Raw genomic sequence first — 26,160 nt, forward strand, 5'->3', positions numbered from 1 at the left:
CGCGATAACGCAATTCTACCACTGCATTCGCCCCGCATTGCCTCGTCATCCACCATGGCCTATTGAACCCCGTCCCTTTCTTGCCAAAATGGCAGACTAGGCACGTCAGGTGTTTTTCCCGGGAAATCCATGGCCCCTCAGCTTTATCTCATCACGCCCGCCGATCCGGATCCTGCGCAGTTTCCGCGCCGGCTGATGGCTGTGCTCACCGGGCCCGAGATCGCAGCGCTTCTGGTGCGCCGGGGCAATCTCGATGATGCGGCCTATGCCGAGATGGCCGAGCGTCTCGTGCAGATCGGCCAGGCGGCTGGTGCCGCGGTACTCGTCGAGGATGACGTCGCGCTGGCAACCGGCATTGGCGCCGATGGCGTCCACATCACCAATGGTGGCCTAAAGGCAATCCGCGAAGCCGTATCGCTCCTCAAGCCTGACGGCATCGTTGGGGTTGGCAATGTCCGTTCGCGCCACGATGCCATGAGCTTTGGCGAGCTTGATGTGGATTACGTCATGTTCGGTCCGCTCGGCGGCGAGCCAGATCCTCAGGCAGCTGAACTCGCGCAATGGTGGGCGGAAACCTTCGAGGTTCCCGCAGTGCACTCCAACCCCGCTGCAGATGTCAGCCAGGGCGACGCCACCGGCGCCGAATTTCTGGCTCTGTCCGATTGCATCTGGGCTCAAAACGATCCGGCGGTAACGCTGAAGGCCTTCGCCGACACCATCAGGACCGGCGCATGACCTGGCGTGCACCGCTCCTTGTGCTTCTCTTCTGCTCCGTCTCGAGCCTCGCCCTGGCGCAAAATCCGGCCGATGCGGAAGCCCAGGCAAACCAGGCCGAGACCATCTCGAACACCATCTTCGGGTCGGGCGAAACGCCCGATTATGCCTTCGGCGCTTTCCAGCGCGGCTATTTCCTGACCGCGCTTGAGCTGGCTTTGCCCCGCGCCGAAACCGGTGACGCTGCTGCCCAGACCCTTATCGCCGAAATCTATGCCAAGGGCCTCGGCGTCGCGCAAAACGACGAACGCGCCGCCGGTTGGTACCAGCTCGCCTCGAAAAACGGTGACATGCTCGCAACCTTCGAGCTTGGGCTCCTCTATCAGGACGGTGTCGGCGTCCCACAGGACCGGACAAAGGCCGCTGAACTCTTCAAGACCGCAGCCGACAAGGGTTATCCGCCCGCAAAATACAATCTCGCGCTTCTCCATGTCGAAGGCGTTTATGCCGATCCGAGCCTGACGACGGCCGCAAGGCTGATGCAGGAAGCAGCGGATGCCGAATTGCCCGAAGCGCAATACGACTATGGCTCGATGCTGATCGAAGGCGCTGGTGTAGCTCCTGACGCAGCGGAAGGCGCGCGCTATATCGGCCTTGCAGCAGAACAAGACCTGATCGCTGCGCAGATCGATTACGCAACGCTCCTTTACCTCGGCCAGGGCATCGAGAAAGACGTCGAAGCCGCCGCCAACTGGTATCTTCGCGCCGCTGAAGGCGGCAATCCGGTGGCGCAAAACCGTCTCGCCAAGCTGATGGCAGTCGGGGAAGGCACGACGCTCGATCTTGAGACCGCCGCCATGTGGCGCGCCTTGGCGCGGCGGCAGGGGCTGACCGATCCGGCGCTCGACCGCCTCCTTGTCTCGATCCCGGCAGATGCGCTGGCACGCGCCGAAGAGCGTGCCCGCTTCTGGCCCTCGACGCCGCCCAGCATCGAAACTATCGCGGAAATCCCGACAACCGCCCCCGTTTATGGGCCACCCCTCCCAGCTCCGACCGATATGGAAAATGCGCCAAGCCGCGTGGTTGTCCGCGAGGCCGGCCAGCCCGAGCCTGGCGCCGATACCGATCCGGCGGAAACCGGGACGACGCCTCCGGCAGAAACCGAGACCCCACCTGCTGCGTCGCCTCCGGCGCAAAACCCTTGAACCGGCGCGGGTTCTGAGGCAATAAGCCCGCCACACTTTCGATTGAAGCGGCAGGGTCTTGCGACCCAACTCGCGCCAGGCATCGCCCGGCGCGCTGGTGAACCGCTTAACTTAGCGAGCGAAAAGCACAATGGCGCGTTCCGCCCTTCTCACCGTCATGGTCAATGCCGCGTTCAAGGCCGGCAAGTCGCTGTCGCGCGATTTCAACGAAGTCGAAAACCTGCAGGTCTCGCGCAAGGGACCTGCCGATTTCGTTTCCAAGGCCGATCTTCGCGCCGAACAGATCGTTTACGACGAACTGCGCAAGGCCCGTCCCACCTATGCCTTCGTGATGGAAGAAGGCGGCGAAGTTTCCGGCACGGATGGCCAGCACACCTGGATCATCGATCCGCTCGACGGCACAACCAATTTCCTCCATTCCATCCCGCTCTTTGCCGTCGCCATCGCGCTGCAGCGGGGCGATGAGATCGTCGCTTCGGTCATCTACAATCCGGTGATGGACGAACTCTATACCGCCGAAAAGGGCGGCGGTGCCTGGCTTGCCGATCGCAAGCGCTTGCGTGTTGCCGAGCGCAGGCACCTGTCGGACGCCGTCGTTGCCACCGGCATTAAGACCCAGGGCACATCCAACGACGGCCTGCAGCTGCGCCAGCTCAACCACGTCAACCCCGCCGTCGCCGGCATCCGCCGCTCGGGTTCGATCTCGGTCGATATGGCGTGGCTTGCTTCCGGTCGCTTCGACGCCCTCTGGGAAGCGGGCCTCAAACCGTGGGACGTTGCCCCGGGCCTTCTCATGGTCAAGGAAGCCGGCGGCCTCGTCACCGACTATGCCGGCCAGCCCGGCTCGGTCTGGAATGGTCAGATCGTTGCGGGCAACGAAACCCTTCAAGGCGCCCTGCTTAAGACCCTGAAGTCTGTTCAGTAGTTTCTCACCCCGATGTCAGTCACGCGAAAGCGGGGCCCCCTGTTCAGGCGGAGGTCCCCGCTTTCGCGGGGATGACACGGTGGATAGTAGAGATATCGCGCCAATAGCATGGCCTGTAGCCGGGGTTATGCAGGGCGCCCCCATCACCTCTTGCGCCAGCGTTAACCTTTTCCATTGTCACGCCAATCCGCCGCCTCTAGTCTCGGAGCGGTTGATTTGGTGTGCGCGGCGAGGGTCAAGGCACGATGTCTCAAGGTTACGATCCCTACCACCTCGCTAGTCCTGCCGTTTATCTCGTCAAGATCGTCATTTTTCTGGTGCTGGTCGCGCTGGTCGCTGCCATACTTTTCAGCCAGATCCTGATCTTCTTCTGGGCGAATCCGTTCATCAATTCGATGATCTTCTTCGCACTCTTCATCGGTATCTTCCTCAGCTTCCGCCAGATTTTCCGCCTGTTTCCAGAGGTGAAGTGGGTGAATTCGCTACAGGATGGCAACTCGACCCAGGTGCGTCCGCCGGTTCTGCTCGCGCCTGTGGCCGGCATTTTGCGCGAGCGCATCGGCGAGGCGGTGATCACCCCTGCCTCCATGAGCTCGATCCTCGATTCGGTCGGCAATCGCCTCGACGAAGCCAAGGATACGTCGCGCTACCTCACCGGCCTTCTGGTCTTTCTCGGCCTCATGGGCACCTTCTACGGCCTTCTCGAAACCGTCACCTCGGTCGCTGGCGTCATCAATGCGCTGGATGTGACTTCGGCCGATTCCGCGTCCCTCTTCTCGAACCTCAAGGAAGGCCTCGCTGCCCCCCTCGGCGGCATGGGCACGGCCTTCTCCTCCTCCCTGTTCGGCCTCGCGGGCTCGCTCGTGCTGGGATTTCTCGACCTCCAGACCAGCCAGGCGCAAAACGCCTTCTATACCGACCTAGAGGACTGGATGACCTCGATGACCGAGCTCGATCATCCGGTCAGCGCCATGCAGGCCAATGCCGCAGGTCCGGATATGCAGGCCATGTTCGACAAGCTCGGCAACAGCATGCAGAACCAGAATTCCTCGCAAAACGCCATCCGCGCCATGGCCGAACTGGCGCGCGGCATCGACGGGCTCGTCAAGCATATCCGCACCGAACAGGAAGACCTGCGCGCCTATATCACCGAGCAGGGCGAGACCAATCGCAAGCTGAGGAGCCTCATCGAGGCCATGCTCAACGAAGACAACAATTCCGAGCGCCGGAACTAGACGATGGCATCGAGCCGCTCGCGCCGCAGGGTAGAGGCCAATTATTGGCCGGGCTTTGTCGACGCCCTGTCGAGCTTGCTGCTCGTCATCATCTTCCTTTTGAGCCTCTTCATGCTCACGCAGTTTTTCCTGGGCCAGGAAATCCAGGGCCGCGACACTGCGCTGTCTCGCCTCAACAGCCAGATCGCCGAATTGACCGAGCTGCTGCAGCTCGAACGCGCCAATTCCGACGATCTGACAAGCCAATTGGCGACGCTGACAGCGACGCTCGCGACAGCCGAAGCTGAAAATCAGAGCCTCAATTCACAATTGAGCGGCATTGGCGCCGGGATCGGTGACCGCGACCAGACCATCGCCGGTCTCCAGGAAGATCTGATCGACGCCGAAAAACTCTCCGATGAAGCCAACGCCCAGGTTGCGCTGCTCAACCAGCAGCTTGCCGCCCTTCGCTCGCAGATCGGTGCCCTGGAAGCGGCCCTCGAAGCCTCCGAAACACGCGACGCCGACTCGCGCACCCAGATCGCCGATCTCGGACGTCGCCTCAATCTGGCACTGGCGCAGCGGGTGCAGGATCTTTCGCGCTATCGCTCCGACTTCTTCGGCCGTCTCCGCCAGATTCTCGAAGGCCGCGCCGATGTGCGCGTCGTCGGCGACCGTTTCGTCTTCCAGTCCGAAGTGCTGTTCGAGCCCGGCCAGGCCGATCTCAATTCAGCGGCGTCGCCCCAGCTCGACGCCCTTGCCTCGGCCATCCTGCAGCTCGAAAGCGAAATCCCGTCAGACATCAATTGGGTGATGCGTATCGACGGCCACACCGACAGCCGCCCGATTTCCAATGCCCGCTTCCCGTCCAACTGGGAGCTCTCTGCGGCGCGCGCGATCTCGGTGGCGCAATATCTCGTCAGCAAAGGCGTGCCGCCCGCCCGTCTCGTGGCCGCCGGTTTTGGTGAATTCGCCCCGCTCGATCCGGCCGATACCGAAGAAGCCTATCGCCGAAACCGTCGCATCGAGTTCAAGCTTACCGAAGGCTGACAGGCCGTCTCAAATGGTCTCGTCGGTCCGGAACTGCAGCTTGGCGAGTTCGGCATAGCGCCCGCCCTTGGCGACAAGTTCTTCGTGCGTCCCCTGGTCGATGATCTCGCCAGCATCGAGCACCAGAATCTTGTTGGCGTCGCGGATTGTTGCCAGACGGTGGGCAATCACCAGCGTCGTCCTGCCCTCCATCAGATGCTCCAGCGCCATCTGCACCAGTCGCTCGCTTTGCGCGTCGAGCGCTGACGTTGCCTCATCAAGCAGCAAGATCGGCGCATTTTTCAGAATTGCGCGCGCAATGGCGAGACGCTGCTTCTGGCCGCCGGACAACATGACTCCACGTTCGCCCACGACGGTGTCGTAGCCGAGCGGCAGATCGACGACGAAATCGTGTACCAGCGCCGCGCGCGCCGCGGCCTCGACCTCGGCATCGCTGGCATCGGGTTTGCCGAAACGGATATTCTCGGCGATCGTGCCGGCAAAGATCGTCGGCTCCTGTTCGACATAGGCAAAGCGCTGGCGAAGCTCGGCGAGGCGCACATCGCGGAGGTCGACCCCGTCTACGCGGATAGCGCCTTCGCTGACATCGTAAAATCGTTGCAGCAGCGACAGCGTCGTCGACTTGCCCGATCCCGACGGACCGACCAGGGCCACCGTCTCGCCCTTGGCGACAGAAAAGCTGACATCGTTGAGAATAGGCGTTGTGGCCGAAGGATCGTAGGCGAAGGAAACCCGGTCGAACTCGACGGTACCAAGCGAGGGCACCGGCAACGGCTTGGGCGACTTGGGGTCTTCGATCGCTGCTTCGGTGTCGAGGATTTCGGTCAGGCGCTCGGTTGACCCGGCGACGGACTGCAACGTGCCGAGGACTTCCGAGACATTGGTGAGGGCGCCTGAAGCCATCAGCGCATAGACCATGAACTGCGCCAGCTGCCCCGCAGTGACAGACCCCTCGAAGACCGAGCGCGCGCCCCACCAGACCATGCCGACCAAAGCGCAGGTCCCAAGGAAAATGACGATTCCGACCAGCACTGCGCGTGCGGCAAGGCGCTTGACCTCGGCGCGATAGCTGTCCTCGCTGCGCGACTGGTATAGCCCCGACTGGACGTTTTCCTGGGTAAAGGATTTAACCGTCCGTGTCGCGCCCAGCATTTCGGTTGCCATGGCCGATAGGTCGGCCAGGGCGTCTTGTGTGCGTCGCGACATGCCGCGGAGGCGGCGCGAATAGGCGACCACCGGAATGAGAATGGCTGGCGCCGCGATAACGACGGCCAGGGTCAAGACCGGGCTTGTCAGGATCATCATCGTCAAAGCGCCGACGATCGTCACCAACGAGCGCAAAGCCAGTGAAAAACTCGAGCCCACCGCGCCGCGGATGATGGCGACGTCGCCATTGAGCCGGCTCGTCAGTTCGCCGACGCGATTGGTATCGAAATATCGTGCATCAAGGCGCAGGAGATGAGTGAACACCGCCTGGCGCAAATCCGCGATGACCCGCTCGCCGATCACCGAGATGAAATAGAACCGCGAGCCGCTCGCAGCTGCCATCACTGCAGCAATGGCGATGATCAAAAGCCCATATTGGCTGACCTTATCGAGGTTCTGCTCGATAAAGCCTTGGTCGATCACCCCGCCAAGCATGGCTGGGATGGCAAGCGAGGTAATGGCTGAAATCAGGAGAAACAGCACAGTCAGCGCGAGTCTGACGGGATAGGCAAGCATGAACGGCAAGAGGCGGCGCAAAGGCTGCAGGCGCTTCGGCTGCAACTTGGCAGCGGAAACGATCTTGTCGGAATTGCTCTCTGCCGGTACGGCTTCGTCGGTCATGCTGGTCTGCCGTATCCGGTTACGCGAAGGCCGCGCACGGCGGCGGGTTGGATATAGGCCCCTCCCCTCGCAGGGGCAACAGGCGGGGACAGGGTAAAATTGCCGCTCCCCTACCCTTGCCTAACCGGACTGGTTTCTGTAAGAAGCCGCCCAACACCAGTTTCCAGCTCTCCGGGCGCCTCGGCGCCCGTTTGATTTGAGGCGTATGCGATGAAGTCCGATATCCACCCCGACTACCACACCATCAACGTGGTCATGACCGACGGCACCACCTACCAGACCCGCTCGACCTGGGGCAAGGAAGGCGACACGCTGAACCTCGACATCGACCCCAAGACCCATCCCGCCTGGACCGGCGGCACGGGCCAGCTGATGGACCGCGGCGGCCGCGTTTCGCGCTTCAAGGAACGTTTCAAGGGCCTTGGCCTCTAAGCGGTTCCGCAAACAATTCGAAAAGCCCGGCCTCGCGCCGGGTTTTTTGTTTTGGTGACAAGGCTGACCACCAGCTGCCGCCCTCGGGATTGAGCCAAGGCGTCTGAACTTTGCGAATGCCACAAGAATGCAAATCCCTAGGGTTCATCCCAAGGGTATCGCGCTAAGGAAATCTGACGCTGCGGGATTACTCCGCGCGCTTGAACGCCGCCTGCAGCCGTGAAAACTGGTCTGCGATGCCGTTGACCTTGCCCGATGGTACGTCCGGCATTTTGCCGCGCTCGAGCTGATCGAGCTGGGTCACGCGATCGAACAGGCGATCGCCCTGGTCGATGAAATCGCGCAGTCGTAGCGGCAAGCGATCATAGCCTGGCCCACCGCGCTCGGAGGGCGTTGCGGAAAACTGCACCTTCTCCTTCTCGGAGCGCGCATTTTCGCGGGTGATTTCGCCTTCGTTGACGGCCCGCTGCAGCAGGAGCCACGAGGCAATCTGCATCAGCCGCGTCGTCAGGCGCATGGATTCGGTGGCGTAAAGAAACGAGGCCTCGCGCGGCAAGAGCCGGCTTTCCTCGCGCCCATCCTGGTCGAGATAGGAGGCGACAGCTTCGATAAGGCCCATGCCCTCGCGATAGAGTTGATCAAAGCCACCCGATGCCGCGATGCGCGGCCCGAGGGAAATGGCTGGATTACTCGTTTCGCTCGTGTCCGCCACGATCCATCCTGTGCTGATCCGAGGGCAGTGCCGCCCAACCGCGCCATGCTAAGGGAAAACCCTTTAGGCGTCACCCGCCCGGTCCGACTAACCTAAAGAAGTCGTTTACCGGCAGATATCAAATCCGCACCCCAAAAAGAAAAAGAGCCGTGAACCACGGCTCTCGAAGTTAACAGGGAGGCGTCAAACAGAGGGAGAACCGCTCTGCAAAATCCAGAAGAATCTGAATAATGACACCTTAACTGCAACCTCTTAATTGCGAGTTAACGAGACTCGATTTCTTAACCTTGCCCGTTATAGCCGGAGTTACCGAAAGGCGTGACTGCCAGCGCCATCGAGCAAAGTGCGGCCGGTCAGCGTGATCAGCGGCGTACCGCCGACGGTTTCCACCCAGCCCTTGTCTTCGAGCGGCCGGAGAAACGACTGCTCGGCGGGCGATCGCCCGGCGTCGAGCGCCTTGAGATATTCGAGTTCGACTGGTTTGACGCCTTCGAGAATTACATCCACACGCGACTTCATCACTTAAGTCCTCTCCCACGTCTTCGTCGCAACGCCTTGTCAGCGGCGACGGAACGGTGGCTGCCAATAGCGGGCCACCTGAACCTGCAAAACAAAAGTTTGAACCGGCTGTTCGTGCCAGACACGATCGAGCGGATCGGCCGGCTGGGGCATCCTGATCGGGGAGCCGTCTTCGGCCCCGGCCAGGCGCAGCGTCCAGGTGATGACGCAAATGCCGGTCGCGCCAATAAGGAGAACGAGGGCCAAAAGGTTCCAGCTCATTAAGTCACCGTTAAGATTGGGCCAACGCTACGCCAACGGTCAGCCAACCAGAACCTTTACCCCGCCTTAACCTTAATCCGCGGCATTTTCAGCGTCTTGCATCGATCAGAATTTGAACGCCGCCTCGGCGGCCCGCCGGGTGTTGCCGCGGGCATCGATGGCGGCGCGCAGGCGCACGATTTCGGCTTCAAGCAGGGCAATCCGCTGCTCAAGTTCCGAAACCGAAAGCGTGTCGAGTACCATGCCCACTTCGTGGCTCTTGGCCGCCTTGCGGTCTTCGTCGTCCATGGATCGTCTCCACAAGAGTTATTTTGTCTTAAGATGATCTGCCTGCTCTTGCCGGACAAGCCCGCTTTGCGTCAGCATGGGCCATGACCTCACCCAACGACCTTCCCGCCACCATGCGGGCCGTAACCATCGCCACCCCAGGTGGTCCCGATGGACTGCTGCCTGTCGATTATCCGCTTCCGCTGCCAAAGGCAGGCGAGGTGCTGATCCGCGTCGGCGCCGCGGGCGTCAATGGCCCGGACCTTGCGCAACGGCGCGGACAATATGATCCGCCGCCCGGCGCCTCGCCCCTTCCCGGGCTCGAAGTTGCCGGCATTGTGGTCGCTCAAGGCGAAAACGCCGCAAAGCATGCCATCGGCGCCCGCGTCATGGCGCTCACCAATGGCGGCGGATATGCCGAATATGTCGCCGTGCCGGAAGGCCAAGTCCTGCCCATGCCCGTAGGCTGGCGCTTCACAGAAGCCGCAGCCCTGCCTGAAACCTGGTTCACGATCACCCAGACCCTCGTCATGCGTGCCGGTGTCGAACCCGGTATGAGTGTGCTTGTTCATGGCGCCAGCGGCGGCATAGGCGGCGCCGCCATCCAGATTGCAGGCATCTTGGGCGCAAAAGCCATCGGGGTCGTCTCGAGCCGGGAAAAAGCCGCCTATGCCAAAAAGCTCGGCGCCTTTGCCACGGTCGATCGCAGCGCCGATATCGCAACCGAAGTTCTGGCCCTGACCGGAGGCAAGGGTGTCGATCGGATCGTCGATCTTATCGGCGGCGAGATGGCGGCGGTCAATGTCGAAGCCTCGGCGCGCTTCGGCCATATCGTTCTCATCGCCACCCTCGATGGCGGCACTGCGCCGGTGCCGCTCCGCCAGATCATGGCCAAAAACCTCACCCTTTCAGGCTCTACTCTGCGCCCACAGACCAGCGCTACCAAGGCAGACATCGCGGCGCGCATTGCCCACGATCTTCTCCCCGCCTTGCAGTCGCCCGATTGGATAAAGCCCGAGATTGCGGTCTTTCCGCTGGAAGCTGCGGCCGAAGCGCATCGGGCCATGGAAGGGCGCAGCCATATCGGCAAGCTTGTCTTGCAAACACGCTTCGGAGCGGCTGAATAGCCCAAAGAATTTGCACTAATAAACTCTTATCGCCTGACTTAAGCGTTGCAGAAATGCGGTCTCAACTCTATATTGAGCGCAGTTCCCCCTCAGCTTTTGGCCACGAGGCGGAGCGGTCCGGAGGAAAACCGGCCGCGCCAGCAGGAGAGTTTTATCATGTCCCAGCCCCTACTCATGCCCAAGGCAACTGCCGTTTGGCTCGTGGACAACACCGCCTTGTCCTTCGACCAGATCGCGGCTTTCTGCACCCTGCATCCGCTTGAAGTGCAAGGTATTGCCGATGGTGATGTCGCCTCCGGCATCATGGGCGTCAATCCGATCCAGAACGGCCAGTTGACCAAGGAAGAGATCGAAAAGGGCGAGGCCGATCCCAATTATCGCCTGAAGCTCTCCGATCCCAAGGTCCGCGTCGCCGCCGTCAAGCGCAAGGGCCCACGCTATACCCCGATCTCGCGCCGCAACGAGCGCCCCAATGCCATCAAGTGGCTGGTGCGCAACCATCCCGAACTCAAGGACGCGCAGATCATGCGTCTTGTCGGCACCACCAAGTCGACCATTGAATCGGTCCGCGAAAACACCCACTGGAATTCGGCCAACCTGACCGCCATGGACCCCGTGACCCTGGGCCTTTGCAGCCAGATCGAGCTCGACCTCGAAGTCAAGCGCGCGTCGAAGGATGCCGGCATTCCCAACGAAATCGCCGAAGGCACCACCCTCCTCACCGCCGAAGAAGCCCTTGCCCGCGCGAATGCGCGCCAGGAAGAGTACGGCAGCCAGGAAGAAGACGGCGAGGGTCGCCGCAACCAGAGCCACGAAGACCTCGACGCCGACTCGGTCTTTTCCAAGCTCAAGTCGCTCAAGTCCAACGCCGACGAGTGATCGTGTCGGGTTTCTGAGTTTGAAAATCCCCGCTCTCGTAGCGGGGATTTTTGTTTGGGGCCAATGAAGTCTCAAACGCTGGCCCCGCTCTTCATTCCATCGTCATTGCCGGGACAAGCCCGGCAATGACGATGGATGATATGGCTGTGTTCCGGCTGAGAGCGCAGATTGGTGCCCCCCGTTGACAAAGCAACCATTGGAGAGTGCATCTATCCGACCTTCCTGCCGGATTCGCCGCCTCCATGATTGATCCCGTCTTCGTTGCCGTCGCCGTTCTTGCGGTGCTGATCGTCGGCCTGTCCAAGGCAGGGCTCCTTGGCGGCCTCGGAGTCGTCGGCGTGCCGCTCCTTGCCCTCGTCATGCCAGCGCGCGACGCCGCAGGCATGATGCTGCCGGTGCTCCTCTGCATGGATGCTGTCGCGGTCTGGATGTATCGCAAGGAATTCGACCGCTCTCTCCTCAAGATCATGCTGCCCGGCGCGGCCGTCGGCACGCTCTTGGGCTGGGCGCTCTGGGCCATGGTCAGCGATGCGGTCGTCCTCCTCATGGTCGGCATCGTCACGCTGATCTTCGTCATCGATGCGGTCTTTCCAATCCGCAAGAAGCTCGAAGGCCTACCGCCTTCAAAACCCTGGGGCACTTTTTGGGGCGCCGTCGCCGGCTTTACGAGCTTCATCTCCCATACCGGCGGCCCGCCCTTCCAGATTTACGTGCTGCCGCGAAAACTCCCGCCCGCCATCTATGCCGGCACCACCTCGGTGTTCTTCGCCATCGTCAACACAGCCAAGCTGATCCCCTATTTCTTCCTCGGCCAGCTCAACGTGCATAACCTGACGCTGTCGGCCGCGTTGGCGCCGGTCGGCGTCGCCGGGGTTTTTCTCGGCATCTATCTCGTCCGCCGCATTTCGATGAAGCTCTTTTATCGGATCGCCTATTGGCTGGTTTTCCTTCTGGCGCTGCAGCTGATCTGGGATGGCGCCAGCAAGCTCATGGCAGGGTGATCTGGCTTCACAGCGACGCCCGGGCTGGCTAAGGTCCGCCCCGATTAGCTTTAGAGGAGTCGCGTTGATGAGCGCTGCCGCACAAAAAGGCCACAACCAGTTCGGCAACCTGCCCGTCTGGGATCTCGACGGCCTCTACCCCGGCAAGGACAGCCCTGAATTCAAGGCCGCGCTCGAAGAGGCCAAGGCGCTCGCCACCAAGTTCGAGAGCGACTACAAGGGCAAGCTTGCCGACCTCACCAAATCGGGCGGCCTCATCAAGGCGATCAAGGACAGCGAAACGCTGGGCGACCTCACCGGCCGCATCGGTTCCTTCTCGTTCCTCCAATATGCGCAACGCTCGACCGATCCCGACCGCGCCAAATTCATGGGCGACATCAACGAAGCGCTGACGACGCTCTCGACCCGCGTCCTCTTCTTCGAACTCGAACTCAACCGCATCGATGACGCCGAGCTCGACGCTGCCCTCGCGCGCGATCCCGAACTCGGCCGCTACAAGACCTGGTTTGCCGAGCTGCGGAAGGCCAAGCCATACCAGCTGGACGACAAGCTCGAAGAACTCTTCCACGACAAGTCCGTCACCGCCTTTTCGGCATGGAACCGGCTATTTGATGAAACCATGTCGGCGCTTGAATTCGAGGTCGATGGCGAAACGCTGAACCTTGAATCGACCTTGCACCTGCTCTCCGAGAAGGACGAGAACAAGCGCGAAAGCGCCTTCAAGGCCCTCGCCAAGACTTTCAAGGCCAATGGCCGGCTCTTTGCCCACATCACCAATGTGCTCGCCAAGGACAAGGAAATCTCCGACCGCTGGCGCGGCTATCAGGATATTGCCGACAGCCGCCACATGGCTAATTCCGTCGAACGCGAAGTCGTCGATGCGCTGCAAAAGGCCGTCGAAGATGCCTATCCGCGTCTTTCGCACCGCTACTACAAGATGAAGGCCAAGTGGTTCGGCAAGGACAAGCTCAATGCCTGGGATCGCAACGCGCCGCTGCCGACGAGCGACGAACGCGTCTGGGATTGGGACACGGCCGTCACCACCGTCCTCGACGCCTATGGCCGCTTCTCCCCCGACCTCGCTGAAGTCGCAAAACCCTTCTTCAATTCCGGCTGGATCGACGCCCCCACCGGCAACGGCAAGCTGTCCGGCGCTTTCGCGCACCCAACCGTGCCAAGCGCCCATCCCTATCTGATGCTGAATTATCTGGGCCGGACGCGCGATATCATGACGCTCGCCCATGAGCTTGGCCATGGCGTGCATCAGCGTCTCGCCGCCGCGCAGGGCCCCATCCTTGCCAATACCCCGCTGACGCTGGCAGAAACCGCCTCGGTCTTTGGCGAAATGCTGACCTTCCGATCGCTCCTCGACAAGACGACGGACCCCAAGCAGCGCTTCGCGCTCCTGTCTTCCAAGGTCGAAGACATGCTCAATACCGTTGTGCGCCAGATCGCCTTTTATTCCTTTGAGCGCAAGGTCCACACTGCCCGCCGCCAGGGGGAACTGCGGCTCGAAGAAATCAACCAGATCTGGCGTGAGGTGCAGAAGGCTTCATTGGGTGACGGTATTGTTCAGAACGAAGGCTACGAGATCTTCTGGACCTATATTCCGCACTTCATCCACTCGCCTTTCTATGTCTATGCCTATGCCTTCGGTGACTGCCTTGTGAACTCGCTCTACGCACAGTATGAGAAGTCCAGTGAGGGCTTTGCGGAGCGATATTTCGAGCTCCTCAAGGCTGGGGGAAGCAAGCATCATTCCGAACTGCTGGCGCCATTCGGGCTTGATGCCAAGGACCCCAACTTCTGGTCATTGGGCCTTTCGATGATCGAGGGACTGATCGACGAACTTGAGGCGACCTCGCCCTGATCGGCAGGCGCGACGAAAACGAGACGACTGCATTTTTTTGAGGACGATATGGCATCCCAGCACCCCGCCCACCATTCCGAGCCGATCCTTGAATCGCCGATGGATTACGCCGAGCACGAAAAGACCTATAATGGCTTCATCTCGGGGGTGAAGTGGTCGGTACTGTCGGTCGCGGTGCTGCTGATCATCCTCTACTTCGTCGTTCAGCCATAAATCACCAAAAGCAGGCCAAGAGCTGCCTGCCCGCCGGCAGGCGGGTAGGAGAGTGCTCATGAAGATTGCGGTTCTGCGGGAAACCGCAGGCGGCGAACACCGTGTCGCCGCCACGCCCGAAACCGTCGGCAAGCTCATCGGGCTTGGCGCGAACGTCAGCATCGAAGCGGGCGCCGGCATCGGCTCCCGCATTGGCGATGACAGATATATCGAAGCCGGCGCGACCATTGCGCCGAGCCGTGCCGCGGCCGTTTCCGGCGCCGACATCGTGCTCGGTGTCCGCCGCCCCCTCGCCGCGAGCCTTGCCGGAACAAATCCCGGCGCGCTCGTCATCGGCGCACTCGATCCCTATGGCAATGAAGCCGACATCGCCGCGCTCGCCGCTGCCGGCGTCAGCGCCATCTCCATGGAATTCATGCCGCGCATCACCCGCGCGCAAGTGATGGATATTCTCTCCTCTCAGGCCAACCTCGCCGGCTACCAGGCGGTCATCGAAGCCGCGGCACAATTCGAGCGCGCGCTGCCGATGATGATGACTGCCGCCGGCACCGTGCGGCCGGCGAAAGCATTCGTCATGGGCGCGGGCGTCGCCGGCCTCCAGGCCATCGCCACGGCGCGCCGCCTCGGCGCCGTCGTTTCGGCCACCGACGTGCGCCCCGCTGCCAAGGAACAGGTTGAATCGCTTGGCGGCAAGTTCATAGCCGTCGAGGACGAAGAGTTCAAGCAGGCTGAAACCGCTGGCGGCTATGCCAAGCAGATGAGCGCCGAATACCAGGCCAAGCAGGCCGAGCTTACTGCTCAGCATATCGCCAAGCAGGACATCGTCATCACCACCGCCCTGATCCCTGGCCGCCCTGCCCCGCGTCTCATCACCCGCCAAATGGTGGAATCCATGGCGCCGGGCAGCGTCATCGTTGATCTCGCCGCCGAACGCGGCGGCAATGTCGAGTTGACCCAACCGGATAAGATCATCGAGCACAACGGCGTCACCATCGTCGGCTACACCAATCTCCAGGGCCGCATCCCGACAACGGCCAGTCAACTCTATGCCCGCAACCTCCTCGCTTTTGTCGAAACGCTAATCGACAAGAAGGAAAAGCGCCTCGCCATCAATTGGGATGACGAGCTGGTCAAGGCGACCGTCCTGACGCGCGATGGCGCAATCGTCCATCCCAATTTCAGTGCGACGGCCCAGCCCGCCAATGCCCCCCTCGCCCTTCCCAAAGATGCGCCCGCGACGCCCGCTACCACATCGACGGCACAAGGGGCCCCAGCCAAAACTGGAGCGGCCGGAAAGCCTGCGACAAGCACCACGGCCAAGAAGCCGGCGGCGAGGAAGACGGAAGTCGCCGCCATGGCGGACACCCCTAAGAAGGCCGCGCCGGGCGTCGAACAATCCATTCCCGCCGGCGCCGAACCGGCGCCCTCGCTCGCAAAGCGCGCCCGCGCCAAAAAGGTCGCCGCCGTGATCGACGCGGCCGCGGCCGCCAAGAAGCCGGCTGCCCGGAACGCGGCAAAATCAGTCGCGACCGCAGGGGGTGATGCGCCAATCGAAGCGTCCAAGCCGGCGCGAGCGCGAACAAGCAAACCAACGACCGCGGCTGGTCAGGTGGAAGCGCCGCCGACCAGAACAAAAAAAGCCAAGCCGGAGGGGAACCTTTAAATGGAAGCAACGGCAAATACGGTCGCCGATACCGCCACGGCGGTCGTTCACGGCGCCATCGGCGGGGCGATCGACCCCTTCATCTTCCGTCTGGCGATCTTCGTTCTCGCCATCTTCGTGGGTTATTTCGTCGTATGGAGCGTCACCCCTGCGCTCCATACGCCGCTGATGAGTGTGACCAACGCCATCTCCTCGGTGATCGTCGTTGGCGCCCTCCTCGCCGTCGGCGTCCAGCTGGCCAATGACGCCAGCTGGGTTTCAAGGCTCTTCGGCTTCATCGCCTTGGTCTTTGCCTCGGTCAACATCTTCGGGGGCTTCCTCGTGACCCAGCGCATGCTCGCCATGTACAAGCGGAAGGGCTGACGGTCATGATCGACGCCAATATCGCCGCGTTATTCTATCTTGTTTCCGGCGTGCTCTTCATCCTGGCGCTGCGCGGCCTCTCGAGCCCCTCTTCCGCCCGCCAAGGCAATCTCTACGGCATGATCGGCATGGGCATTGCCGTTGTCACCACGCTGCTTGTCGCGGCGCCAAGCGATTGGGTAAGCTGGTTGCTGATCATAGGTGGCCTCGGCCTTGGTGGCGGTATTGGCGCCTATATCGCGCGCGAAGTGAAGATGACCGACATGCCCCAGCTTGTCGCCGCTTTCCATTCGCTCGTCGGCTTTGCCGCCGTGTTCGTGGCCGCCGCAGCGCTTTATGCGCCCGAGGCCTTCGGCATCGGCGTACCCGGCGCCATCCACGCCCAGGCGCTCATCGAAATGTCGATCGGCGTCGCCATCGGCGCCTTTACCTTTACCGGCTCGGTCATCGCCTTTGCCAAGCTCAACGGCAATATGTCGGGCAAGCCGATCATCCTGCCAGCTCGACACCTGATCCACATCGTCATCGGCGTCGTGCTCATCGCGCTCGTCTGGGCCTTCACGGTCACAGCCGAACCTTGGCTCTTCTGGCTGATCACCCTTCTCGCTCTCGTCCTTGGCGGGCTGATGATCATCCCGATTGGCGGCGCCGACATGCCCGTCGTCGTCTCGATGCTCAATTCCTACTCCGGCTGGGCCGCCGCCGGCATTGGTTTTACATTGGGCAATACCGCCCTCATCATCACTGGCGCCCTGGTCGGTTCCTCAGGCGCCATCCTTTCCTACATCATGTGCAAGGCGATGAACCGGAGTTTTATCTCCGTCATCCTCGGCGGCTTTGGCGGCGACACCGCTTCTGCCGGTGCTGCTGGTGAAGACGATCGCCCGGTCAAGCAAGGTGCCGCCGAGGACGCCGCTTTCCTCATGAAGAATGCCGGCAAGGTCATCATCGTCCCCGGCTATGGCATGGCCGTAGCCCAGGCCCAGCATGCCCTGCGCGAAATGGCGGACCTGCTCAAGGCCGCCGGCGTGGAAGTAAAATACGCCATTCATCCCGTTGCCGGTCGTATGCCCGGCCACATGAACGTGCTCCTCGCCGAAGCCAACGTCCCCTATGACGAAGTCTTCGAACTCGAGGACATCAACTCCGAATTCGCCCAGAGCGACGTCGCCTTCGTCATCGGCGCCAACGACGTGACCAATCCTGCCGCCAAGACCGACAAGACTTCACCGATCTACGGCATGCCTGTTCTCAACGTCGAAGACGCCGGCACCGTACTCTTCATCAAGCGCGGCATGGCCGCTGGTTACGCCGGCGTACAGAATGAACTCTTCTTCCGCGACAACACCATGATGCTGTTCGGCGACGCCAAGAAGGTCACGGAAGATATCGTCAAGAGCCTGGGGCACTAGGCGTCTGCGAGGGAGAAAGGCAGGTGGCGATCGACGTCAACCGGTCGAGCCCTGCCCCACCGTCACCACCGGGCTTGTCCCGGTGGTCCATACCTCGGCAAGATGGATTGCCGGGACAAGCCCGGCAATGACGAGTGTGACTACACCCATGACGGCATCCCCGCGTATAGGGGATTTCTTCTTCAGAGCCTTTGGCTACATCACCTTGCTGATTTCCATCAGCCCCGGCCGCTGATCGTTGGCAGCCTTGATCGCCGCCTCCCCGCCCAACACCACCACGTGGCCCTTGTCGCGAATGGCCTCGATCGCTTCCGCCAATGCCAGGAAATCGGCATTGCTCGCGCCAAGGATCTCATTGCGCCTTTGCTGGCGGATATCGTCGGTGGTCCCGGTCAAAATCCGCCACATCGCCGAATACCCCTTGGCATCGACGAATTCGGGCCGATCCGCGTCGCCGATCACACCGATGATCGAGCGCGTCAGATCGCTCTCGCCTATCCCCGCCCGCAGCGCCTTGGCCGCCCCGTCATAGACATCGAGTGTCTTGAGAAGATTCGGGTCGCGATAGGAAAGGAAAGCAAAGTTGCCCGAGGAAAGATCGAACCGGCTCGATCCACCATAAGCCCCGCCCTGTACGCGCACTTTGTCCCATAGATAGGTGGTGTTGAGGAAGCGCAGCACCACCGCCGAAGCCGCCGATGCGTTGTATCCGAGAGCCTTGAGGTTTGCCCCCTTGCCGACATAGTTGACCTGCGCCGGGATAACGAGGCCCTCGGATTTCGGCGCAACCGCAAAGCCCCAATCCTGTTCGGTGGCGTCGCGCTGTGGCAGGCCGGAAACGAAACTCCCGAGCGATGACTTTGCATCAGCCAGCAAGCTTCCATCCGCCGTCAGATTGACCACCATGCGGCTGCGGTTAAACAGCGTATTGCGGATTTGCCGGAAGCGGGCCTCGACGCTTGACCAATCCGTATCGATCCGCTTGACGAGATCGCGCAGGAACTGGAGATAGCTGACCCCGCCCGATTGCTCGGCGACCCAGCTCGCTTCCGTCAGCCCGGCCTTGAGGCGCGTATCGACGATGGAATTGCCGGCCGGGATCATACGGGCTTCGAAACCCGCCTTTTCCTCGAGCGCCATCTGGCGGATGCGCTCGCGATTGTCGAGGCGCGCATCGAGCAGCACATCGCTCATGATCTCGAGCATTTCGCCGAATTTGGCGGGCACCGATTTGCCCGAAAGGAAGAACCAGGCGGCCGTGCCGCTGTCATCGAGCTTTGTTGCAAGGCTCCGGTGCTGCGAAATCCCGCCCGTTGTCCGCCCGATCCGCTGGGTCAGGCTGACGAAGTCTTCCTTGCTCGTGCCGGTCTGCAGCAGCGCCCGTCCAAAAAGTGGCAGGTAAGGCAGCAGATCCGCACTCAGAACCTTTAGATCAAAGCCAAGATCGAGATAAAGAATCCCAAGCGTCGGCAGATCGTGGTGCAGGAGCCGCGCCCCCGCCAAATCGCTCTCGTCGGTTGGCACAGTGCGGATGTCGCGGTCGAGATCGCCTAGCGTCAGCGTCGGTATCTTTGCCAGATCTTCCGGTCGGTCGACCTCTTCCTGCAAGGCCCTGAGCCGTGCGGTCCGCTCTTCCGTCGCCTTGATTGCCGCATCGTCCATCCGGGCGCGCACTGCGGCAAGCTTGTCTTCCTCGGCCTTGGCTTCACGCGCCCCCTGTTCCGGATCAGCTTCGATTTTCGAAGTCACGCGATGCGGATTATCGAGGAACAGCCGGCGGATTTCGCGCTCGAAATGCCCCTGCCCGGCCTTTTGCTTCAAATCCTCGAGCGCAGCCTCAAAGGTGAGCGGCGCCAAAGGATCGCCACCATGCAGCCAAGCGCCGAGCGCGGTGAACATATAGTTCATGCCGCGCGGCTGGCCGCCGGTGTTCTGTTCGCGCAGGTGAAACTCGAACGTATTGAGCGCGGCTTCCCGCTGCTCTTCGGAAAAGCCGGTTTCGGCCAGTTCCGCTAAGGTGTCGAGCACGAGCTTTTCGACCTTCTCCGCATCCGCCGGATCGATCCCCTTGAGCCCGAACCCGGCCATGGGCTGCCTGAGCCAGGTGGAGATCCCGCCGCCGAGCATGCTCTCGCCAATCCCGCTTTCCGTCAGCTTCTTGCGTAGCGGCGCCGCCGAATTCCCAGCCAGCAAATAGCTCAAAATACCATGGCTTAGTGTTTCTGCGCGCCCTTCCGGCGGGTCAAGCATCCAATTGACGCTGACCATGCCATCGCGGCGCTTTTCCGGATCCACCGTACCGGCATAGGTGCCGCTCACCTGCCGCGGCGCATTCCAGCGCGGCTGCAGCTTGACCTCGGCATCGACTGGCGCAGCCTCGAACTGGCTAAACACCTCGTCGAGAATGGCAAGCCGCTTTTCCGGCGCATCGTCGCCGGCAAACACCACGCGGGCATTGGAGGGGTGATAGAATTTTTGGTGGAAGCGCTTGAACTGCTCATAAGTCAGCGCCGGAATATCCTTGGGGTCGCCGCCCGAGGATTTGCCATAGGTCGTATCGGGATAAAGCGCCCGCTGCGTCTGGTCGTGCATCACCGAGTCGGGCGAAGAGAAAACGCCCTTCATTTCATTGAACACAACACCCTTGTAAACGAGCGGCGCTTCGGCGTTTTCCAGCTCGTAGTGCCAGCCCTCCTGCTCGAAGGTGTCTTCGGTCAGAAGCGGAAAGAACACTGCGTCGAGATAGACATCGACGAGATTGTAAAAATCCTTGAGGTTGGCGCTCGCCACCGGATAGGCGGTCTTGTCCGGAAAGGTCATGGCGTTGAGGAAGGTGTGCATCGACCCCTTCAACAGCTCTACGAAAGGCTTCTTCACTGGATATTTGCGGCTGCCGCAGAGCACCGAATGCTCAAGGATATGCGCGATCCCGGTCGAATCCTCAGGCGGCGTCTTGAAGGTAATGCCAAAGACCTTGTTCTCGTCCTCATTGACGAGGCTGAGCACCTCCGCACCGGTCTTCTTGTGCCGAAACAGTTGCGCCTGCGAATTGATCTCGGCGACTTTTTCGTCGCGCACCAGTTCGAAAGCGGGATGGGAGGAAGCCATGAGAGAACTCTCAATTTCTTGTTGTTGCCGCATAACCTAGTTAGCCGTTGGCTGTTTCGCTACCCCGGTCGCAAGGCCGTGAGACATCTTTGGAGGATGCGCGATGAAAGCTTTTGCAACTCTGGCCTTGGCCCTCACTGGAATATCCATGACAGCGGCCATGGCGCAGGAAAGTCCCGCCTATCAAGACGACCGCTCCAGCGCGACCGCCTTGATCCAGTCGCTCTACAACGCCATCGACCGCAAGGAATATCTCCGCGCCTGGTCCTACTATGCGTCCAACACCGTCGCCTCGGCGGAGGACGAAGCAGCCAAGGCCGATTACGAAACCTTCAAGAAGGGCTATGCCAACACCGAATTCGTCACCCTGCTCACCGGCGAGGAAACCGAAGAAGGCGCGGCAGGCAGCACCTATTACAAGCTCCCCGTCGCCATCGATGCGGTAGACGGCGCCGGCAAACACACCCAATTCACCGGCTGCTACACATTGCGCCTCGCCCAACCCACCGTGCAGGACGCTCCGCCCTACCAGCCCATCCACATCGAAAGCGGCGAGCTGAAACCGGCAAGTGGCGAATTGGAGGCGATTTTGCCGAAAAGCTGTGAGTAGGGCGTCCTGCCGTAGAGTTGAAACGGCTCAAAAATTCCCAACGCTCTCCACCACCGGGCTTGTCCCGGTGGTCATGCGACAGCAAGATGGATTGCCGGGACAAGCCCGGCAATGACGGCGGACCCCGGCGCGATCCACGCCCGAACGGACGGAGATCAAACCCCGCCGCGGATCTCCGGCTTCACGGTCTTTTCGTACCATTCGCCGAGCTGGTTCATCAGTGCCGGGAAAAGGCTCTTGCGCTCGGACGCCGCGACATTGTCGGCAATCTGCGCCGGCTTCGAAACCCCGGCGATGATGGTCGAGACTTGCGGGTGATCGAGGATCCAGCGCAGAGCAAACTGGCTCATCGGCACGCCTTCGGGCGCAAGGCCCTTCAATTCCTGAACCAGCTCGATCCCGCGCTCGAACTTGATGCCCGAAAAAGTCTCGCCCACCGAAAAGGCTTCGCCATCGCGGTTATAGCTGCGGTGATCGGTGGCATCGAACGTGGTGTTCTTGTCGAATTTGCCGCTCAAGAGCCCGCTGGCCAGCGGCAGGCGGACGATGACGCCGACGTCCTTTTCCGCCGCCATCGGCAGTAGCTTTTCGGCCGCATCCTGGCGGAAGAGATTGAAGATGATCTGCAGCGTCGCGCAGCCTGGCTGCTCGAGACAGATCAGGCCTTCCTCGATCGTCTCGACGCTGGCGCCCCAATGGCGCACCAGCCCTTCAGCCTTAAACTCTTCCATCCAGGCAAAAATCTCGCCGTCCTGCAGCACGCTGGTCGGCACGCAATGCAGCTGAGCAAGATCGAGGCTCGATACGCCGAGCCGCTGCGCCGACCCAATCATGCTCTCGCGTACGCGATCCTTCGAGTATTTGTTCGGAAACAGCGACCCGGCGCGCCCGAGCTTGGTCGCGACATGCACTCCCGGCGCCTTGGCGTGGGCGCCGATCCGCTTTTCCGAAAGCCCGCCGCCATAAACGTCCGCCGTATCCCAGAAATTGATCCCCGCGGCATTGGCAGCATCAAGGATTTGGCTTGCCGCGTCATCACCCACCGGGCCGAAATCGCCGCCCAGTTGCCAGCAGCCGAGGCCGATCTCGCTGACCTCGTATCCTGTCTTACCCAAGCGCCGCGTTTTCATTGTGTCACCCGATGTAGGGCGGCAGGCGCCGCCGATAGGGTCGGGACATTGTCGGCTGCAGCCCGCCGGGTCAAGGGCTGCTGGCCGGCTCAGACGCCGCTTCCCCAACGTGCTCTGCAAAGTCGAGCGCAATGACCTGATCGCCAGGGGCAATGATGCTGCGGCGATGGGTGATGGCGAGGATAGTTACATCTTCCAGCCCACGCAGCTCCGCCATGATCTGGCCCTCGGTCGTCTCATCGAGCGCCGAACTCGCTTCATCGAGAAACAGCACCTTTGGATCGCCATAGAGCGCACGCGCAATCGAGACGCGCTGCCGTTCGCCGCCCGACAGCTTGAGCCCGCGTTCGCCTACCGTCGTCTCAAAGCCGTCCGGCTGGTTTTCGATGAACGAGAGGATCGAAGCCCGCTCCGCGGCATGTCTCAGACGCCGGGCATCATACTGGCGGCCGAGAACGATATTGGTCGCGAGCGTATCGTTGAGCAGCATCACATCCTGTGGCACGACACCCACAAGGTCATACCAGCTTGCGCGGTCGATCTCCTCAAGATCAACGCCATCGACGAGGATTCGTCCCTCCGTCGGCTCCAGCGACTTGAGCGCCAGCCTGAAGAGCGTAGTTTTTCCCGCCCCCGTTGGCCCGGTGATAAAGGCGGTGCCGCCGGCCGGCACGGAGAAGGACACAGCCTTGAGCGTCCGTCGGTCGCCATAGCGGAAGCCGACGTTGTCAAAGGTGATCGAGCCCGCGACCGGGTCAAGAATCTGGCTTCCATGTCCCGCCCGATCGTCAGGCTCGGCCCACATAGCGGCAAATGGCTGGAAGCGCGAAATCGACCGAAATATGTCGTCGATGGCGCTGCCGATCATTTCGAAAGGCCGGTTGAGCTGGGTAAGCACCAGATTGATCAGCACAAGATCGCCCAGGCTCATCTCTCCGGCTGCAAAGCGCGGCAGCATGACGAAATAGGTAAAGCCGAGCTGGAGGGCGAGCGCGAGGCCGAAGATGCCGGAAAGCGCGATATGCCGCCATGACCAGCGCACCCAGGATGAGCGCGCCAGCTCGGCCTTTTCGGCGAATTTCTCGCTGATCCAGCGGTCGCCGTTGAAGTAGCGGATGGTCTCCATGGCATTGACGGCATTGCCCACGAAACGGGAGTTCTCCTGGTTCGCCTCGATGGCCTGATCGAGTAGGGGCTTGGTCCAACGATTGGCAAAGTAAGTCAGGGCGACAAAGCAAATGCCATAGACGCCGACGATCACCATCAATTCGATGCTGATGATCGCACCGAGGAGCGCGATGGAGAATCCGATCTGCGCTATGCCCGGCACAAAGACGATCAGCGCCAATTGCGCCAGCGACTGCACCGCGGATTCCCCTTGGGCGCGGGCGGTCTGGATGGCGACGGGATTGTGCTCGATAAAGAACGTGCCCGGCTTACGCAGCAGTTTGGCGAAGAACGCCGTGGCCGCGATGAATTTGAGGTTCTCCGAGACCATAAAGGATAGATAGCTGGTGGCCCGGCCGAATAGCATCTCAAAGCCGCGGATGGCCGCATAGCCGACAAAACCGGCAAAGACCGCGCTGACGATCGTGCCATCGGCGAGCTCATCGATCAGCCGGGAAAACACATAGGGCGTTGCGATGGAAAACAGCGCCGAAACAAGCGTCACCCCGCCTATGGCGATCAGCATCCAGTGCGATTTTTTCCAGAAGCTGCGAAAAATGGCGCGCAATGCGGGCCAGCTCGTCGTCCACTCGGTCTTGGCCATCGAACTCGCCCGCGCCGGATTTCAAGGGACGCGGAAAGTGACGGCCGGCGACTTTGGGGTCAACCCGTAAATCCCGGGGGGTACGAAACGCCCCTTATTCGAAATAGTCCGGAAAATCCGCGATCGTCTGATTGAGCAGCAGTTCAGCCCGGGCAAGATGGGCGCGCATAGCCCTTTCGGCAGCGGCAGGATCGGCCTTGGCTACTGCCTCGGCGATCTGCTTGTGTTCGGCGATGGCGCGCTGCGTCGAGGAAACGCCCAGCGTCAGGTAACGCACCCGATCAAGCTGCATCTTGTGATCGTCGATCAGCTGCCAGGCATATTCGACGCCGGCGAGACGGGCGAGCGTGCGATGAAACAGTTCGTCGAGCGTATGAAACCGCCGGCTGTCATTGGCCGCAGAAGCAGCCTCCTGGTCGGCAATCAGGCTTGCCAGGACATCGGCGGCATCGTCGCTCGGCTGGCTCGCCACCCTGCGGATGATTTCGACCTCGATGCTTTCACGAATGAAGCGCGACTGGCGGACGCCATCGGGAGAAATCTTTTTAACGACCGTCGCCCGCTTGGGCCGGATCAGCAACAGGCCCTGTTGCGCGAGCCGGATGAAGGCCTCGCGCACCGGCTGACGGGACACCCCGTACCGCCCTGCAATATCGCTTTCGGAAATCACGTCACCGGGCTTGAGCCCCATGGTGATGATGTCGTCGCGCAGCGCATCGACGACGCGCATGGCGATGGTTTCCTTGATGCTGCCCAGCGCTGCGGCCATGGATGCTGATTCCCTTCTTTTTCGACCATGGTCCGGAAACCGGTCCATTGGCTCTAGCCCGCGCGCAGCGTCCACAGCTTTCTCGGGCTTTTCCGGGCATGCCTTGCTTCCATACAAGGTCGACAAATCACGCGCTTTGTCAATTCGCCGACTTGCATGGGCCGCAACCAAGCAAAAAGACCAAGCCACCAGCAAGCTGTGAATTGATCTCCGCCGATGCCGAATCGGGGTCGGGCCATGCTAAAGTCGCTGCTCGCGTATGTGGGAGTTATGATGCAGGTTGCGATCGACATGGGCGAGAGCCGGGGTTCCGGCACGGCCCATATGGACCTTGAAGAATTGCTGGCCACCCGTCTTCTGGTCCAGGGCAATTCCGGTTCCGGTAAATCTCACCTCCTCCGGCGCCTCCTCGAACAGTCCGCCCCCTGGGTGCAGCAATGCGTCATCGACCCCGAGGGTGATTTCGTCACCCTGGCCGATAAATTCGGTCATCTCGTTGTCGACGCCACCCGCTCGGAAGCGGAATTGACCCGCATTGCCAATCGCGTCCGCCAGCATCGCGTTTCGGTGGTCGTCAATCTCGAAGGGCTCGATGCCGAGCAGCAGATGCGCGCCGCCGCTGCCTTTCTGGGCGGCATGTTCGATGCCGATCGCGATTTTTGGTATCCGGTCCTTGTCGTCGTCGACGAAGCCCAGCTTTTCGCTCCGGCTGCCGCCGGTGAAGTCTCCGACGAGGCGCGGAAAGTCTCGCTCGGCGCCATGACCAACCTCATGTGCCGCGGCCGCAAGCGTGGCCTTGCCGGCGTCATCGCCACCCAGCGCCTTGCCAAGCTCGCCAAGAACGTTGCGGCCGAAGCCAGCAATTTCCTTATGGGCCGTACGTTTCTCGATATCGACATGGCCCGCGCCGCCGATCTTCTCGGCATGGACCGCCGCCAGGCCGAACAGTTCCGGGACCTCGCCCGCGGCCATTTCGTCGCCCTGGGCCCCGCCGTGTCGCGCCGACCGCTTCCCATCGTCATCGGTCCGGTCGAAACCTCGGCCCGCTCGACAAGCCCGAAACTCACCCCGCTCCCTGAAGCCCCGGTCGATGCCGCCGACCTGATCTTCACGATGAA

The 26,160-nt window shown here is 61.4% G+C and carries 24 protein-coding genes and 1 pseudogene; 16 read left to right on the forward strand and 9 right to left on the reverse strand.

The annotated features are described in order from the left end of the window. Positions 1–129 precede the first annotated feature (129 nt). From VW35_RS20180 to VW35_RS20200, 5 genes are all read left to right on the forward strand, one after another. On the forward strand, positions 130–735 hold the full coding sequence (locus VW35_RS20180) for a thiamine phosphate synthase (protein WP_046144858.1): 606 nt from the start codon (positions 130–132) through the stop codon (positions 733–735). Then, the gene (locus VW35_RS20185) at positions 732–1,919 is read left to right on the forward strand and encodes a tetratricopeptide repeat protein (protein WP_052951898.1); all 1,188 of its coding nucleotides are present in this window, start codon (positions 732–734) and stop codon (positions 1,917–1,919) included. Before VW35_RS20180 ends, VW35_RS20185 begins: the two co-directional genes overlap by 4 nt. Before the next feature lie 130 nt (positions 1,920–2,049). Next, complete coding sequence (locus tag VW35_RS20190; RefSeq protein WP_046144859.1) at positions 2,050–2,844, forward strand: inositol monophosphatase family protein; 795 nt, start codon at positions 2,050–2,052, stop codon at positions 2,842–2,844. Between the two features lie 245 nt (positions 2,845–3,089). Beyond that, complete coding sequence (locus VW35_RS20195; protein ID WP_046144860.1) at positions 3,090–4,079, forward strand: flagellar motor protein MotA; 990 nt, start codon at positions 3,090–3,092, stop codon at positions 4,077–4,079. A gap of 3 nt (positions 4,080–4,082) precedes the next feature. Further along, positions 4,083–5,108, forward strand: a complete 1,026-nt coding sequence (locus VW35_RS20200; RefSeq protein WP_046144861.1) for a peptidoglycan -binding protein — start codon at positions 4,083–4,085, stop codon at positions 5,106–5,108. 9 nt (positions 5,109–5,117) lie between these two features. Here the strand turns inward: VW35_RS20200 and VW35_RS20205 are convergent, their stop codons facing one another. Beyond that, positions 5,118–6,935, reverse strand: a complete 1,818-nt coding sequence (locus VW35_RS20205) for an ABC transporter transmembrane domain-containing protein (RefSeq protein ID WP_046144862.1) — start codon at positions 6,933–6,935, stop codon at positions 5,118–5,120. A gap of 210 nt (positions 6,936–7,145) precedes the next feature. On the opposite strand from VW35_RS20205, the gene rpmE reads away from it, so the two are divergent. Beyond that, complete coding sequence (rpmE, locus tag VW35_RS20210) at positions 7,146–7,367, forward strand: 50S ribosomal protein L31 (protein ID WP_046144863.1); 222 nt, start codon at positions 7,146–7,148, stop codon at positions 7,365–7,367. 187 nt (positions 7,368–7,554) lie between these two features. Here rpmE and rcdA read toward each other — a convergent pair whose 3' ends face one another. The 4 genes from rcdA to VW35_RS20230 form a co-directional block, all read right to left on the reverse strand. Then, on the reverse strand, positions 7,555–8,079 hold the full coding sequence (gene rcdA / locus VW35_RS20215; protein WP_244465948.1) for a protease adaptor protein RcdA: 525 nt from the start codon (positions 8,077–8,079) through the stop codon (positions 7,555–7,557). A gap of 306 nt (positions 8,080–8,385) precedes the next feature. Further along, positions 8,386–8,598 carry a hypothetical protein gene (locus VW35_RS20220; protein ID WP_046144864.1) on the reverse strand — a complete coding sequence of 71 codons (213 nt, stop codon included), beginning with the start codon at positions 8,596–8,598 and terminating at the stop codon, positions 8,386–8,388. A gap of 39 nt (positions 8,599–8,637) precedes the next feature. Then, the gene (locus tag VW35_RS20225) at positions 8,638–8,859 is read right to left on the reverse strand and encodes a hypothetical protein (protein WP_046144865.1); all 222 of its coding nucleotides are present in this window, start codon (positions 8,857–8,859) and stop codon (positions 8,638–8,640) included. A gap of 105 nt (positions 8,860–8,964) precedes the next feature. After that, positions 8,965–9,147, reverse strand: coding sequence for a DUF1192 domain-containing protein (locus VW35_RS20230; RefSeq protein WP_046144866.1), 183 nt, complete (start codon positions 9,145–9,147; stop codon positions 8,965–8,967). Between the two features lie 83 nt (positions 9,148–9,230). On the opposite strand from VW35_RS20230, the gene VW35_RS20235 reads away from it, so the two are divergent. From VW35_RS20235 to VW35_RS20265, 8 genes and pseudogenes are all read left to right on the forward strand, one after another. Next, on the forward strand, positions 9,231–10,253 hold the full coding sequence (locus VW35_RS20235; protein ID WP_046144867.1) for an NAD(P)H-quinone oxidoreductase: 1,023 nt from the start codon (positions 9,231–9,233) through the stop codon (positions 10,251–10,253). A 156-nt stretch (positions 10,254–10,409) separates the two neighbouring features. Then, positions 10,410–11,132 carry a DUF1013 domain-containing protein gene (locus VW35_RS20240; RefSeq protein WP_046144868.1) on the forward strand — a complete coding sequence of 241 codons (723 nt, stop codon included), beginning with the start codon at positions 10,410–10,412 and terminating at the stop codon, positions 11,130–11,132. Positions 11,133–11,374: 242 nt separating this feature from the next. After that, on the forward strand, positions 11,375–12,133 hold the full coding sequence (locus VW35_RS20245; RefSeq protein WP_046144869.1) for a sulfite exporter TauE/SafE family protein: 759 nt from the start codon (positions 11,375–11,377) through the stop codon (positions 12,131–12,133). 67 nt (positions 12,134–12,200) lie between these two features. Next, positions 12,201–14,003 (forward strand): M3 family oligoendopeptidase, encoded by a 1,803-nt coding sequence (locus VW35_RS20250; protein ID WP_046144870.1) that lies wholly within the window; start codon positions 12,201–12,203, stop codon positions 14,001–14,003. 48 nt (positions 14,004–14,051) lie between these two features. Beyond that, the gene (locus VW35_RS21170; protein ID WP_083983088.1) at positions 14,052–14,216 is read left to right on the forward strand and encodes an aa3-type cytochrome c oxidase subunit IV; all 165 of its coding nucleotides are present in this window, start codon (positions 14,052–14,054) and stop codon (positions 14,214–14,216) included. Positions 14,217–14,274: 58 nt separating this feature from the next. Continuing rightward, positions 14,275–15,504 (forward strand): annotated as a pseudogene (locus VW35_RS20255) (Re/Si-specific NAD(P)(+) transhydrogenase subunit alpha); the annotation flags it as partial. Between the two features lie 375 nt (positions 15,505–15,879). Further along, a complete protein-coding gene (locus VW35_RS20260; RefSeq protein WP_046144871.1) occupies positions 15,880–16,242 on the forward strand; it encodes a proton-translocating transhydrogenase family protein in 363 nt (120 codons plus the stop codon). Positions 16,243–16,250: 8 nt separating this feature from the next. Next, positions 16,251–17,654, forward strand: a complete 1,404-nt coding sequence (locus tag VW35_RS20265; protein WP_046144945.1) for an NAD(P)(+) transhydrogenase (Re/Si-specific) subunit beta — start codon at positions 16,251–16,253, stop codon at positions 17,652–17,654. A gap of 195 nt (positions 17,655–17,849) precedes the next feature. On the opposite strand, the gene VW35_RS20270 is transcribed toward VW35_RS20265, so the two are convergent. Further along, the gene (locus tag VW35_RS20270; RefSeq protein ID WP_046144872.1) at positions 17,850–20,762 is read right to left on the reverse strand and encodes an insulinase family protein; all 2,913 of its coding nucleotides are present in this window, start codon (positions 20,760–20,762) and stop codon (positions 17,850–17,852) included. 103 nt (positions 20,763–20,865) lie between these two features. Between VW35_RS20270 and VW35_RS20275 the strand changes: the two genes are divergently transcribed. Then, a complete protein-coding gene (locus VW35_RS20275; RefSeq protein ID WP_046144873.1) occupies positions 20,866–21,372 on the forward strand; it encodes a hypothetical protein in 507 nt (168 codons plus the stop codon). 155 nt (positions 21,373–21,527) lie between these two features. On the opposite strand, the gene VW35_RS20280 is transcribed toward VW35_RS20275, so the two are convergent. The 3 genes from VW35_RS20280 to VW35_RS20290 all read right to left on the reverse strand — a co-directional run bounded on the left by VW35_RS20280 (position 21,528) and on the right by VW35_RS20290 (position 25,042). Then, a complete protein-coding gene (locus VW35_RS20280) occupies positions 21,528–22,502 on the reverse strand; it encodes an aldo/keto reductase (protein WP_046144874.1) in 975 nt (324 codons plus the stop codon). A gap of 70 nt (positions 22,503–22,572) precedes the next feature. After that, entirely contained in the window at positions 22,573–24,273 is a 1,701-nt protein-coding gene (locus tag VW35_RS20285; RefSeq protein WP_046144875.1) for an ABC transporter ATP-binding protein, read from the reverse strand. 94 nt (positions 24,274–24,367) lie between these two features. After that, on the reverse strand, positions 24,368–25,042 hold the full coding sequence (locus VW35_RS20290) for a GntR family transcriptional regulator (RefSeq protein ID WP_046144876.1): 675 nt from the start codon (positions 25,040–25,042) through the stop codon (positions 24,368–24,370). Between the two features lie 273 nt (positions 25,043–25,315). On the opposite strand from VW35_RS20290, the gene VW35_RS20295 reads away from it, so the two are divergent. Continuing rightward, positions 25,316–26,160 (forward strand): helicase HerA domain-containing protein (locus VW35_RS20295; protein WP_046144877.1); only part of this gene is annotated, 845 nt, incomplete at its 3' end.

The sequence above is a fragment of the Devosia soli genome, assembly GCF_000970455.1.
Lineage (GTDB): Bacteria > Pseudomonadota > Alphaproteobacteria > Rhizobiales > Devosiaceae > Devosia > Devosia soli.

Bases quoted from the DNA above. Each gene is read 5' to 3' on its own strand.
- VW35_RS20240 (WP_046144868.1), top strand. From the start codon at position 10,410: ATGTCCCAGCCCCTACTCATGCCCAAGGCAACTGCCGTTTGGCTCGTG.
- VW35_RS20260 (WP_046144871.1), top strand. From the start codon at position 15,880: ATGGAAGCAACGGCAAATACGGTCGCCGATACCGCCACGGCGGTCGTT.
- VW35_RS20275 (WP_046144873.1), top strand. From the start codon at position 20,866: ATGAAAGCTTTTGCAACTCTGGCCTTGGCCCTCACTGGAATATCCATG.
- VW35_RS20250 (WP_046144870.1), top strand. From the start codon at position 12,201: ATGAGCGCTGCCGCACAAAAAGGCCACAACCAGTTCGGCAACCTGCCC.
- VW35_RS20220 (WP_046144864.1), bottom strand. From the start codon at position 8,598: ATGAAGTCGCGTGTGGATGTAATTCTCGAAGGCGTCAAACCAGTCGAA.
- VW35_RS20185 (WP_052951898.1), top strand. From the start codon at position 732: ATGACCTGGCGTGCACCGCTCCTTGTGCTTCTCTTCTGCTCCGTCTCG.
- VW35_RS20180 (WP_046144858.1), top strand. From the start codon at position 130: ATGGCCCCTCAGCTTTATCTCATCACGCCCGCCGATCCGGATCCTGCG.
- VW35_RS21170 (WP_083983088.1), top strand. From the start codon at position 14,052: ATGGCATCCCAGCACCCCGCCCACCATTCCGAGCCGATCCTTGAATCG.
- VW35_RS20225 (WP_046144865.1), bottom strand. From the start codon at position 8,859: ATGAGCTGGAACCTTTTGGCCCTCGTTCTCCTTATTGGCGCGACCGGC.
- VW35_RS20285 (WP_046144875.1), bottom strand. From the start codon at position 24,273: ATGGCCAAGACCGAGTGGACGACGAGCTGGCCCGCATTGCGCGCCATT.
- VW35_RS20290 (WP_046144876.1), bottom strand. From the start codon at position 25,042: ATGGCCGCAGCGCTGGGCAGCATCAAGGAAACCATCGCCATGCGCGTC.
- VW35_RS20195 (WP_046144860.1), top strand. From the start codon at position 3,090: ATGTCTCAAGGTTACGATCCCTACCACCTCGCTAGTCCTGCCGTTTAT.
- VW35_RS20270 (WP_046144872.1), bottom strand. From the start codon at position 20,762: ATGGCTTCCTCCCATCCCGCTTTCGAACTGGTGCGCGACGAAAAAGTC.
- VW35_RS20280 (WP_046144874.1), bottom strand. From the start codon at position 22,502: ATGAAAACGCGGCGCTTGGGTAAGACAGGATACGAGGTCAGCGAGATC.
- VW35_RS20235 (WP_046144867.1), top strand. From the start codon at position 9,231: ATGACCTCACCCAACGACCTTCCCGCCACCATGCGGGCCGTAACCATC.
- VW35_RS20200 (WP_046144861.1), top strand. From the start codon at position 4,083: ATGGCATCGAGCCGCTCGCGCCGCAGGGTAGAGGCCAATTATTGGCCG.
- VW35_RS20205 (WP_046144862.1), bottom strand. From the start codon at position 6,935: ATGACCGACGAAGCCGTACCGGCAGAGAGCAATTCCGACAAGATCGTT.
- VW35_RS20190 (WP_046144859.1), top strand. From the start codon at position 2,050: ATGGCGCGTTCCGCCCTTCTCACCGTCATGGTCAATGCCGCGTTCAAG.
- VW35_RS20245 (WP_046144869.1), top strand. From the start codon at position 11,375: ATGATTGATCCCGTCTTCGTTGCCGTCGCCGTTCTTGCGGTGCTGATC.
- rpmE (WP_046144863.1), top strand. From the start codon at position 7,146: ATGAAGTCCGATATCCACCCCGACTACCACACCATCAACGTGGTCATG.
- VW35_RS20230 (WP_046144866.1), bottom strand. From the start codon at position 9,147: ATGGACGACGAAGACCGCAAGGCGGCCAAGAGCCACGAAGTGGGCATG.